8 protein-coding genes are annotated in these 12700 nt (G+C 49.1%); 3 read left to right on the top strand and 5 right to left on the bottom strand.

Annotation, left to right across the window (positions count from 1 at the left end):
• Positions 1-60: 60 nt before the first annotated feature.
• From B9Y93_RS19475 to B9Y93_RS19465, 3 genes are all read right to left on the bottom strand, one after another.
• Positions 61-903: a sugar ABC transporter permease gene (locus B9Y93_RS19475; protein ID WP_085497244.1), complete on the bottom strand. Its 843-nt coding sequence runs from the start codon at positions 901-903 to the stop codon at positions 61-63.
• Positions 900-2288 carry a carbohydrate ABC transporter permease gene (locus B9Y93_RS19470; RefSeq protein WP_244903491.1) on the bottom strand — a complete coding sequence of 463 codons (1389 nt, stop codon included), beginning with the start codon at positions 2286-2288 and terminating at the stop codon, positions 900-902. Before B9Y93_RS19470 ends, B9Y93_RS19475 begins: the two co-directional genes overlap by 4 nt.
• A 110-nt stretch (positions 2289-2398) precedes the next feature.
• Positions 2399-3685, bottom strand: coding sequence for a sugar ABC transporter substrate-binding protein (locus tag B9Y93_RS19465; RefSeq protein WP_085497242.1), 1287 nt, complete (start codon positions 3683-3685; stop codon positions 2399-2401).
• 289 nt (positions 3686-3974) lie between these two features.
• Here B9Y93_RS19465 and B9Y93_RS19460 point away from each other — a divergent pair, with 289 nt between their 5' ends.
• The 3 genes from B9Y93_RS19460 (at position 3975) to B9Y93_RS19450 (ending at position 8574) form a co-directional block, all read left to right on the top strand.
• Complete coding sequence (locus B9Y93_RS19460) at positions 3975-5000, top strand: LacI family DNA-binding transcriptional regulator (RefSeq protein ID WP_085497239.1); 1026 nt, start codon at positions 3975-3977, stop codon at positions 4998-5000.
• A 66-nt stretch (positions 5001-5066) separates the two neighbouring features.
• Entirely contained in the window at positions 5067-6749 is a 1683-nt protein-coding gene (locus B9Y93_RS19455) for an alpha-amylase family glycosyl hydrolase (protein WP_244903490.1), read from the top strand.
• Positions 6750-6825: 76 nt separating this feature from the next.
• Positions 6826-8574: an alpha-glycosidase gene (locus tag B9Y93_RS19450; protein ID WP_085497237.1), complete on the top strand. Its 1749-nt coding sequence runs from the start codon at positions 6826-6828 to the stop codon at positions 8572-8574.
• 121 nt (positions 8575-8695) lie between these two features.
• On the opposite strand, the gene B9Y93_RS19445 is transcribed toward B9Y93_RS19450, so the two are convergent.
• A complete protein-coding gene (locus B9Y93_RS19445) occupies positions 8696-10645 on the bottom strand; it encodes a copper amine oxidase N-terminal domain-containing protein (RefSeq protein ID WP_085497235.1) in 1950 nt (649 codons plus the stop codon).
• 99 nt (positions 10646-10744) lie between these two features.
• Entirely contained in the window at positions 10745-12559 is a 1815-nt protein-coding gene (locus B9Y93_RS19440; protein ID WP_085497233.1) for a TerB N-terminal domain-containing protein, read from the bottom strand.
• Positions 12560-12700 lie beyond the last annotated feature (141 nt).

The raw sequence follows: 12700 nt of genomic DNA, 5'->3' as shown, positions 1-12700 counted from the left end.
ATCTCTTGTTTTGATCTAATCATTGGCGTCATTCTGTTTTTCCTTGCTTTTTATACAACCTTAGCCTTTGCTTGCACCTGCGGTCAGCCCTTCAACGAGGAAGCGCTGCAAGAACAAGTACAGAAGCGCAATCGGAATTGCAATCAGCACCGCGCCAGCGGCAAACATCGTGAAGTTGGTCGATGCATTGTTGACCATATCCCACAAGCCGATCGCAAGCGTCCATTTTTCCTTTGTGCGCAGCACAAGGCGGGCGAAGATAAAGTCTCCCCAAGCGCCTGCAAAGGTCATCAGCCCGACATACGTAATCATTGGCTTCGAGAGCGGCAGCATGATTCGGATAAATACGGTCCAGTGTGTCGCGCCATCGATGCGGGCGGATTCCTCCAAGCTTTTTGGAATCGTATCAAAAAATCCTTTGACCACAAACGCGCCAAGCGGAGCACCTGCGGAATAGACGAGAATCAACGCGAGATGAGTATCGAGAAGATTCAATTGCATAAGCAGGATATAAATTGCAATCATGCTCATAAAGCCTGGGAACATGCCTAGAACGAGCATCCCGGACATCAGGTTCTTCCTGCCATAGAAGCGGAAACGCGACAGGGCATAAGCCGTCATCACAACCAGAATCACGCCGAAAATCATATTGAAGGTGGCAATCTTCAACGTGTTGAGATACCACTGCCCATATTGATACTGCTCCGATGTAAAGAGACTGATATAGTGCTCGATCGTCGGATTTGTCGGAATAAGCGTCTCACTATAAATCGATGTGCCTGGACGAATGGACGACATCAGAATCCAAAATGTTGGATAGAATACGCTGAGCGCAATAAGAATAAGCAGCCCATAGCTTAGAATCAGACGTACCCGTGAGTTTTTCTTCGCACCTACACTCATTGGATCATATCCTCCTCTCGGAACGAACGTGTACGGCGGTAGCTCCAGATGGATAAGGAAGCTACGATAATAAAGATGATGATGCCAATGGCTGCCGCAATGTTGAACTTGTTGTTATCAAGCGTCAGCTTGTAGAGCCAAGTCACGAGCAAGTCCGTGCTGCCCGCATATTGATATTCGCCATTAGGCGGATTGCCGTTGGTCATCAGGAAGATGACGTTAAAGTTGTTGATGTTGCCTGCAAATTGTCCGATTAGAATCGGTGCTGTTGAATACAGGATCATCGGCATCGTGATAGCCTTGAATTTGTGCCATGCAGTTGCTCCATCAACCTCTGCCGCTTCATACATATCGCGGGGGATCGTCGTCAAGATCCCGATAACAAGCACCATTGTAACAGGAATGCCGACCCACATATTCACGAGGAGTACGGTAACCTTTGCCCAGAAAGGATCAGACAGCCATGGCAGCTTGCCTAAGCCAAAGTAGCTTAAATACTGGTTGATGGGTCCGAACTCGCCGTTAAACATATTGCGCATGATCAAGAAAGACAGCATTTGCGGAATCGCATATGGAATAATGAAGATCGTCCGCCACATCGTCTTGAACTTAATTCCAGCCTGCTGTACCAGCAAAGCGACTAGAATGCCTCCGAAATAACAGGTCACGGTTGCAAGAATCGCCCAAATGATTGTCCAAGCAAGGACGCCATAGAAGGTACCGCTCCATGTGCCAAGCTGGAGGAGATCGGCGAAGTTCTGGAAGCCAACCCAATTCACAAGCTTCGCAGGTGGAATATGATCAGGTGCCGAGTAGTTCGTGAAGGCAAGCAGAATCATGAAGATAATCGGCATTATCGTAAAGAACAATACGGCTGCTGTAGGCAATGCCAAGAATAGATAAGCAAATTTATGCTCTTGCACAAAAACCAAGCTCTGCACGAAATTGTTCGGTTTGTCACCTTTAGCACGCTGGCGTCCCACGTTCAGGGCATCTCTAACGATCAGGACATAAATCCAGATAAATACGAATAGGACAAGCAGCGTAATAAGACCTTTAATCAGCAAATGAATGGAATGATCCCCAGGGACCATCTTGTAGAGCTTGCCGACCTTCATCATCTGAGAAGGCGTCTCTCCGAGGGTATAAAGCCCCCATACGGCACGAGGCAAATAATTAATCAAGTAAAACAATCCCATTGCTTCTAGCAGCATGAACAATATGCCTTTGACATATTGTCGGTTAAAGCATTGGCCTAAACCCCAAAACACACCTGACAGTATAGCGGCTATTACACCTGTATTCTCTTTTTCTTTATGCGGCGCCGTCTCTGGCGAGCGATGTTGGGCACTGCCATCCAATGAAGCCTGTTGTCGAGTGCTCATAGCGTTCTCCCCTTCCTCCTTACCCGATCCCCATATCGTTCTACGGGCTGAACGATCGGATTGGAATGGCCCGGACGAGCGATCTCACTCCCCCGGGCCCTTTTTGCACATTACTTATTCGCGTCTTTGATTTGTTGAACGGCGTTATCAAGCGCTGCTTTTGGATCTTTGCCTTTGTTCAATACATCAGCAAGTCCAGCTGCCATCGGACTCCATACGCTGCCCATCTCAGGGATGGCTGGCATTGGATAGGAGTTCTTGAACTGCTCAAGCACTGCGACAGTAAATGGATCGCTTGCCACCTTGGAATCAGCCGCTGCTTCTTTGTTCGCAGGTACAACGCCAGTCAGCTCATAGTTTTTCAACTGCGCTTCCTTCGTGGATGCGAATTCTGCAAACAGCTTCGCTGCATTCGGGTACTTCGTATAAGAGTTCACGTACCAGGACTTCACGCCCGAGAACGTCTTGGAAGGCTGGCCTTCAATGCTAGGGATTGGCGCTGCTCCAAGGTTGATGCCAGATGCCTTCAAGTCAGGAATTGCCCAAGGGCCATCGATATTCAATGCAAGCTTGCCGCTTGTAAAGAGCGCCTTTTTCACGTCGCCTGTAGCATCAGAAGTCGTCAATGGGAGCACTTGCTTCGCAAATTGCTGCAGGAATGTGGCACCCTTGATTGCGCCTTCATTATTCAGGCCGATATCGTTCTTATCGCTGCCTTCGCCGCCAAAGATATAGCCGCCTGTTGTTGCCAAGAACATGTAGTCATAATAGAAGTTGCCCATTTCCCACATGTACGTATATTTTTTGTTCTTCACATCATTCATCGTCTTCGACAATTCCATAACTTCTTCCATTGTCTTAGGTGCTTCAGGAACCAGATCCTTGTTATAGAACATAATCAGCGTCTCAACCGAGCGTGGATAGCCATACAGCACATCTTCATAGGAGGATGCATTGACTGCGAGCTCCGAGTTCTCCGCGCGTGACTTTTCTTCGAAATAGTCATTAGGCAAGATCAAGCCTGCTGTTACAGCCTTGCCCAAGTTATCGTGAGGGAACACGACTATGTCAGCCGCAATTCCTGCAGGGCCGTCATTCACCAGCTTGTTGACTTGATCTGGCGCAGCCACTTCTTCATATTTGACAGGAACGTTGTACTTCGCAGTAAATTCCTTAGCGATCGCCTCTACGAACGGACGCGCTTCTTTACTCTCCCAAACGACGAGGCTTGCGCCATCCTCAGGAACAAGCTCATCACTTGCCGCTTCATGATCTGTCGCTTGCTCATTAGTTGTCGTTGAGCCTGTATCCGCAGGTGCCGCGCTGTTCCCTCCACCACAAGCGGTTAACGTAAATACCATCATAATCGACAATAGCAGACCTACCCATTTCTTCATGTCCTTATTTGCCCCTTTCGGTTCTGGTTGATGATGTGTGGAACATTATGCTGCATATTGGAGTGCCATTCGACGTGATCTGCGCAATATTGTGCAATATTTGTGCAAACCTTTGCATAACAGGTTAAAAAAATATAACTGCTTGAATAAAGGTTTTGTAAGCGATTACGTCTAACACGAATTATACATACGGCCCAATATTTTGTAAACCGTTTGCATAAAACTTTTTTTTACTCTATACTTTGACTCATCAACATAGAAATAGGAACAAGTAAGCGAGGTTATGATTATGGCAGTAACCATTGTACACGTCGCCGCAAAGGCTGGTGTGTCCCCTTCTACCGTATCGCGCGTCATCTCCAATGATTCGCGGATCAGCCAGAAGACAAGCCGCAAAGTACGCAAGGTTATGGAGGAGCTTGGTTACCATCCGAATACTTTGGCGAAGAGCTTAGTGACGAAGACGACGAATAATATTGGCATCGTTCTTCCCCGCCCCGCTGATGAATTGTTCCAGAATCAATTTTTCTCGGAGATTATTCGAGGCATTGTAACGAAGGCCGCTTCTTGCGGCTACGACGTTCTCATGACGACTGGCGCAAGCCCTATGGAGGAAGTAAAAGCGGTAGAACGCCTTGTGCAGGGCCGCAATGTGGATGGCATCGTGCTGCTGTCCTCGCATAAAGATGATACAAACATCTCTTTTCTGCGCGAGAAGAAATTCCCATTCGTACTGGTTGGGCGCAGCGAGGATTACAGCGATATTACCTCTGTCGACAATGACAATATTGCGGCTGCTTACAGCATTACCCGCCATCTGATCCAGCTTGGCCATCGCCGCATCGGCTTTGTGAGCGGACCTATGGAGCTGACGGTATCAAAGGACCGCTTTGATGGCTATACCAAGGCTTTGCTTGAGGCCGGCATTGCTATTCAAGATCATTATGTATTTGAAGGGACATTCACGCCTGAATCTGCCGCCCATATCGCGGATCAGCTGGTAAAGCTTGAGGATCGGCCGACAGCTGTCATCACGATTGACGATGTCCTTGCCTTCGGCATCATTCGGTCCTTATGGAACAATGGTCTCCGTGTGCCTGAGGATTGCAGCGTCGTAGGCTTCAACAATACCTCTCTTGCAGAAATGTGTCTGCCCCAGATCTCGACTGTTGATATCGGCACCTATCAAATGGGCCAGTCCACCGTGCAGGCTTTGATCCAGCACATCAAGGGCGATGGGTTCGAGCAGGCTCGCATCATTATTGCGCATCAGCTGATATGGAGAGATTCGGTGAGGCCGCCAGAACAGAGCTAGCATCAAAATGAGATACAGCATGGGTTTGATCCATTTATTAACCAATCTGCAAAGGGGCGATAAACATTGCTCACCTCCAGAAGATGGCTTGTATCGCTTTTTCAAATGTTCACGCTTACATTATTGGTTATGCTTCTAGCGTCAGGCTGTGAGTCCGCTGCTCCAGCACAAAAGCCGACAGAGGAGCAGGCGCTGAGCGCGAATGCGAGTACCGATCATTCGAGCTCCATGGAGGCGGATGCCTCCACTCTTAAGCTGAAAGATGCCCTCATTCCTATGGGAGAGAGTGACGGTGTATTCTATGAGATCTTTGTCCGTTCCTTCTATGATACGAATGGCGACGGCATCGGAGACCTGAATGGAGTCACCGCCAAGCTTGATTATCTAGAGGAGCTTGGGATACAGCATATTTGGCTTATGCCGATTAACCCTTCTCCTTCCTACCACGGCTATGATGTCACCGATTATTATGATATCCATCCCGACTATGGAACACTTGAAGACTTCAAGCTTCTGCTTGCGGAAGCACATAAGCGGGATATGAAGATCATCATGGACTTGGTTGTCAATCATACCAGCATCGAGCACCCTTGGTTCAAGGAGGCCATGTCTGATGAGAACAGTCCGAAGCGGGATTGGTACATGTGGGCAGAAGAGCTTGGCCTTGACTCTGGGACACGCGGCGCATGGGGCCAGCAGGCTTGGCATGAGCTGCAAGGCCGTCATTATCTCGGCATCTTCTGGGAGGGCATGCCCGATCTTCATATGGATCAGCCTGAGGTGCGTGCTGAGATCAAGCAAATTGCTGAATTCTGGCTGAAGCTTGGGGTAGACGGCTTCCGCCTCGATGCCGCCAAGCATGTATATGAAGACTTCCAGAATACGAGCCAAGATCCGAAGGTCGTAAGCAGCAATCAAGCATGGTGGCAGGAGTTCCGTACCGCCGTACATGAGGGGAATGCGAGCGCTTATCTGATCGGCGAGGTATGGGACTCTCCTGCTGTAATCGGACCTTTCTTGAATCAGGGCCTGGATTCCGCCTTCAACTTTGACATGTCCAAACGACTGATCTCAATGGCTAAGGATGAGCGGGATGCGGATATCGGGGCTATGATAAGCCGTATCTATAGCTTCTACAGCAAGCAGTCGAATGGTCAATTTGTCGATGCTCCCTTCCTGACGAACCATGATGAGAATCGCGTCATGAGCGAGCTTGAGGGCCATATCGAGCATGCAAAAATGGCAGCTTCCCTCTTGCTGACGCTGCCTGGCAATCCTTTTATTTACTACGGAGAAGAAATCGGCATGCAGGGCATGAAGCCTGACGAACGAATACGCGAGCCTATGATCTGGACCACCGAGCGCCGCTCGCAAGGGATGACCTTCTCCGTTGAGGCGCTGTCCAATCCAGACACCATATCGGTAGAAGCACAGATGAAAGACCCGAATTCGTTATGGACTCATTATAAGAAGCTCCTGCAGTATCGGCAGTCGGATGCGATACTGCAGCAAGGCGGCATCCAGTCGTATGTGACTGGCGCTCCTGAAGTCGCCGCATTTATCCGTGCAACAGCCGATGAAGCAAGGCTTGTGCTTCACAATCTGTCCAGCCATCCACAGCAGGTGAAGCTTGAGGATGCGGCTGCCCACTCGTTGCACACACTGAGCTTCGCCACCGCAGATGGCGCCGCTATCAGCAATGGTGTGGTCCAACTCCCTCCATACAGCACGATTGTGCTGTCACCGTAGCGACATGCCTGCTTGTCTAGCCTTGCCATCTCATTGCGTTATGCTCACACCTTCAACATAAAGGAGAGGACATCATATGCTGCTTGAAGCCATCTACCATCGTCCGAAGCAAAACTGGGCTTACGCCTACGACCGCAACACGATTCATGTTCGCATTCGCACCAAGAAACATGATGTCAATCGCATTACCGTGTATTACGGTGACAAATTCGATTGCTGGCAAGGTCTTGAGAAGACAGAGGCCGCGCCTATGACTCGCTTGTATCAAGATGAGCTGTTTGACTATTGGCAGGCAGAGACAGTGCCTCCTTATCGTCGACTTGCTTATGTATTCAAGCTCGAATCGGGCACGGAGACGATCTGGATGACCGAGCGCGGCTTCCAGAAGGAAGAGCCCACGCCGACGAAGAGCTGGTTCGAGTATCCGTTCTTGAACCCTGCGGATATCTTTACTCCGCCTGCTTGGGTTAAAGATGCGGTATTCTATCAGATCTTCCCGGAGCGCTTTGCGAATGGAGACAAGAGCAACGATCCCGAAGAGGTGCTCCCATGGGGCGGCGAGCCCGCGCCGGACAATTACTTCGGCGGAGATCTGCAGGGCGTGATTGACCGTGCGGATCATCTGGAAGAGCTCGGAATTAACGCGATTTACTTCACCCCGATCTTCGAGGCGACAACCAATCATAAGTATGACACGAAGGACTATATGAAGGTGGACCCTCACTTTGGCACTAACGAGAAGCTGAAGGAACTTGTGGAAGCTTGCCACAAGCGCGGGATTCGTGTGCTGCTGGACGCCGTGTTCAATCACTGCGGATACTCGTTTCCTCCTTATGTGGATGTGCTGGAAAAGGGCGAGCAGTCGGTCTATAAGGATTGGTTCCATGTGCGAGAATTCCCTCTTCGCGTCGTGGAAGGCATTCCAACCTTCGATACGTTTGCCTTTACACCGATGATGCCGAAGCTGAACACGGAGAACCCTGAGGTAAAGCAATATTTGTTGGATGTCGCCCGCTACTGGATAGAAGAGGTTGGCATTGATGGCTGGCGCCTTGATGTCGCGAATGAGGTGGATCACCAGTTCTGGAGAGAATTCCGGCAGACGGTGAAGGCGGTCAATCCGGACGCCTATATTCTGGGCGAGATGTTCCATGAAGGCATGATGTGGCTGCAAGGGGACCAGTTCGATGCGGTGATGAACTACCCCTTCACCTATGCCATGCATGATTTCTTTGCTGAGCGCTGCATAGATGGCGTACAGTTCGCACAAGCGATCGAGCATCAGCTGGCCAGCTACCCTCAGCAAGCAAATGAGGTCATGTTCAATCTGCTCGACAGCCACGATACGGCGCGTCTCCTGACGCTGTGCGGCAATGACAAGCGCAGAATGAAGCTTGCGGCGCTGTTCCAGCTCACCTTCCTTGGAACGCCTTGCATCTATTATGGCGATGAAGTCGGTCTGGATGGTGAGAATGATCCGGGCTGCCGCAAATGCATGGAATGGGACAAGGAGAAGCAGGATCAGGAGCTGCTCGACTATTACAAGCGCATGATCAAGCTAAGACATGAGCATGCGGCGCTTCGCACCGGCAGCTTCCGCTTCTTATATGCGAAGGAGCAGGATCAGGTCATCGCTTATGAGCGCGCGGATGAAGAGGAGCAATTCGTCATTGTGGTGAACAATGGCACACGCCGCCGCTCCGTTCGACTGCCGATGGCTGCAGGAGAGTGGCACAACGTGCTTACAGGTGAAATGCATCAAGCTTCAGGCATCAAGATGCCTGTACCGATTGAAGGAATGAGTGCTGTCATCCTGCGCCGATAAGCTTATGCAATGGCATGGTCATCGAACATGCCCTTCTACAGTACCTATAACAAGGAGCTGCCTGCTCATCTTTCGATGAGCAGGCAGCTCCATTTTTCTTGCCAAAATATGAACATGTCCGCTATTGATAAAGATTTGATACTTTTCCATTAGTAAACGTAATGATTGATAAGCTATACGTGCCGTATCCCCAAGACTCTACGACAATACCGTTGCTTTTGATCGAAGATTTATGGTCAGGCGAACCCCAGGACATAAGAACCTGTTCCTTCGTCATGCCTAGTGCCACCTTGCGCTTCTTAATCAGATCCCAAGTCTTGTTGGACCAATTATAGCGCGTATACGGATTGTAATTCAGGAGCGTATCCCCTGCCGTCAGATGAGCCTCCACCGATGAAGCCCCCATTTGAGAGGTCTTCAGCGTTGCTCCCTTAGCATTTTTAAACTGGATGATGTACAGGACATCCCCGTACGGATCGGTCTTTGGAATAATATCGGTCACCGTAATCTTCAAGAAGCGTTCCCAGTTCTGGAAGTCATTCACCCAGTAGGTCTTGCCAACATATTTGCTCAAATTACCTACCTGCTGCTTCTTGATGGCCTTCTCTGTCTCCTGTGAAATGACGACCAGCTTGGCGCTGCCTAAGTTGACCGTTGCAGTCTTCAGCTTGTCATCCCATGTGATCTTGGCCCCAAGCATGTTCTTCAGCAGATCAGCAGAGAAGATCATCTGCCCGCCGCGCTCTTGAACGACACCGCCCATCGTGATCTGTTTGCCATTCACAGTAGCAATCTTGCTGTCCTTCTTCATGGCTATTGTCTGTTCGCCCAGTTGAATCGTGAAGCTCTTCGTCTTAGCGTCATATGCAACTTTGCCGCCGATCGTTTCGAATACTGGCTTAATCGGCAAATACACCAAGCCCTTGATATTGCTTGCAAATTGCAGCTGCTTATCGGCGCTTGCATAGATCTTTGCCTGTTCAGATATGCCGTCCACTGTAACGGTAATGATCGCTTCCCCGACAGCCTTGATCTTGAACTGGTTGTTCGCCATCCGTTCAATCAGCTGCGGCTGATCAATCTTAAGCTCCTCTTGAGTCGGCACTCGCTTAGCCTTATAGCCGTTCGTGTATTCCTCTTCAACCTCGATGGTGAAGTGGTCGCCAGCCTTGGCTTGCGACTTGGAGACAAGCAGTTCCATATTTTTCAAGGTCGGGACTTCAAGAGGCTGAATTCTCCCGTCACTTCTATAATGAACCCAAGAACCATCTTCGAGCTGTGCTAGAAAATTACTGTATCCTGATCCATCAACGATCTTCTTCACATTCGTCAGACCTGAAAATGGCTTCATATCAAATCTACTGGATCGTTCTCCTCTCCAGACCGTTCCATCAGACTTGACGAGCAACAATACCCGACCATCCTGCCACATTGCCTGCACAACATCTGACGCAATCAACTTCTGCTCGTTAGCCTTGTAGCCAATAGAATAGTGTGTGGCTTGACCATTCTCCTGAACGACAACCACTCCACTGTCCGCAACAGCTATTGAACGAACATTTGATACCTTCCCTAACGAAGATACTTCATTCCATGCACTAGAAATCGCCTCTAGATCTCCAAATGTAGACAATACAGCGAAGGAACCATCCTGATAATCAAACATCTTGATATTCGCAATATCATCAAACTGTTCATCATCTTGCCATAACGTTCCATCATTCTTTAACCAGAATCCGTTGTTTCCAATTTGAGCCACGTTTTTCATGTAAGGCAATTCATTCATTTTTCCTAATCTATAGCTGTAGACTTTACCATCTGCTGTTATTCCGAAACTACTTTTTGCTGGCCCTTGGATGTCAACAAACGAAGTGGAGACCTTCCAAGGAACACGGCTGGATTCTCCCCAGAATGTCCCGTCATCCAACAAGAAATGATTTTCGTCAAGGACATTTACGATCTTAGGCTTCTCGGAAGCAGCCTTTGCGGATGCCTCTGATGCTGTGCCAAATCCAGCAATTGTGAGGCTCATGAGAAGCATCGATAACACAAGAATGAATCGTTTCTTCATCTCTATCTCTCCCTAGATTGAACTTACACACATTCAATAAATGTATCAAATCAGGGAATATATAGATAGACATTGTTTTCCATAAACCCTTGTATTCTGTCAATTTCCTAACATTTTGCGACAATCTGCCACATACTCCGCTAAGAGCTGATCACCATCTACCAGCAAATCACCGATGCATTCCATGGCTAGGCTGTTCAGGTCATCCACAAGTAAATCGGCCATTGACCCATATTTCATCGCTACGGGGACGAGTGCAGATACGCTCTCCCCTTGGACAAGCAGTTGCAAAGCTTCTGTATGCATTGGCTGCAGCAAGCTCAGCAGTTCTTCCCATTCTGATGAAAGCTTATCCTTGTGCTGCGGCTCTTCTATGGATTCTGGCTTATACGAAAAGAGGTCTACAGGCTCCCTTGTATTCGCAACGTTAAGCTCACTCACAGGATGCTCCTCTTCCACTGCTTGCGTGATAGAATGACTTTCTCTAGCTGTATCCGAGAAGCTTGCGCTAACTACCATTAGCTCTTCTCTTCCGTGCTCATCAAACCGAAGTTCCAATTGCTCCGTATCCACCCTAGCGTGTGGTATTGAAAAGGATAGCTGAGGGGTGGACTCTGCTAGATTCATCTCCTCCTCTATCGTCAGCAGCTCTCGAACCTGATCTGAATCCTGCTGAAGCTGCTTCAGCTTCGTTGAATCAATCTCTACCACAATGCGATTGTTCTCTGCTTCCTGGGCCGCATATTCGCGCTCGACAAACTTATGGACAAGCCTCGCGATTTCTTGTTCCAGCTTGATGTTGCGCAGCCTGCCGCGGAAGCCCATCTGCTCCCGAAGCTCATTTTCCACACCGCGAATGAGCTCTGTTACAAACTTGCGCAGCTTCGTGCAGCTCGTGATCTCCATCACGTCAATATCGGTAAGGTCCCCATACATCGATTCATCGTAAACGGTGCTGCGAAACAGAAATTTCTTGCGATTCCTTGTAACCGGCCGGTACTTGTCAATGAGGCGCATCCCTTGCGTCTTCGAGAAATAACGATCAACCAAAGCTAACGCTCTTGGTGCATAGGATTCTAGGGCCGCCTTGCCCTCCTGCTGATAGAATTTGCTCTTCTCAGCATCATAATCGGACAGCTTGCGCAGTGATCGCCATGACACCTCTAGCGGTTCCTTCCGAAAGGCGCTCATCAGCTCCATCTCCAATAATAGACCGCCAAGCCCTCGCGGCGTGCGATCTACAATATCCTGAAACGGGACGTCCAGGCGGTGCACGACCTTAAAGTCCGTAACCCACTCTGGAAGATAAGCATTCAGCTTCTGATACCGCTTCTGATAAGCCTCCCAGATCCGCAGCAGCAGACGATATCCATCCATCGCTTGAATCCAGCCAATCCCGTTAATGAGTTCATAAATATATAAAAAGATATACGACAAATCCGTATCCGGATATCGCTCCTCCCTAACCTCGCCACGCCAATAAAAGTACCAGCGCAGTTGAGAGGGGGTCATGGATTCATAGGTGGGCCAATAGCTCTTAAACGGGACAAATGAAGCTTCCTCTCCGATATCCCACTCCCGCTCGCGTCCATAGGCGACAAAGCGCTGCTCAAGGCTCAGCTTGCGATCAGGTTCAGGTGTTTCTTGAAACACTTCATTTATATCAAAAAGGTCATGCTTGACGACAATGCCATGCTGTTTGCTGCTTTGCGGCTCAGTGCTCAGCGATGAGGAGATCGACTGAGCTTCATTCCCTGCGTCATTCCTGTCGTGTCGCATCTGCTGAACATGAGCAGCATCCTCTAGCTTCTGATTGTGCGTAGGATGAGAGCTCCGCTCAGGTATTGCAATCTCCTTCTCATCGCCGCCCAGATCATATTGTGCAAAGTGAGCATCCAATCGATCACGTGTCATTGTGTTAACTCCTTACCCTTGCCATAATGATTCCTATTATAGCATTACACGCTATTGAAAGAATCAAGCGTTGCGGAGTAAATGGAGCAAACCAAAAAGCCGCATTCATGACGAATGCGGCTCCATTAGCGCTCCTATTCG

This window comes from Paenibacillus aquistagni, assembly GCF_900177815.1.
Lineage (GTDB): Bacteria > Bacillota > Bacilli > Paenibacillales > Paenibacillaceae > Paenibacillus_B > Paenibacillus_B aquistagni.
Note: the sequence above shows the minus strand (reverse complement) of the source record. Positions and strands in the feature narration are given on the sequence as shown.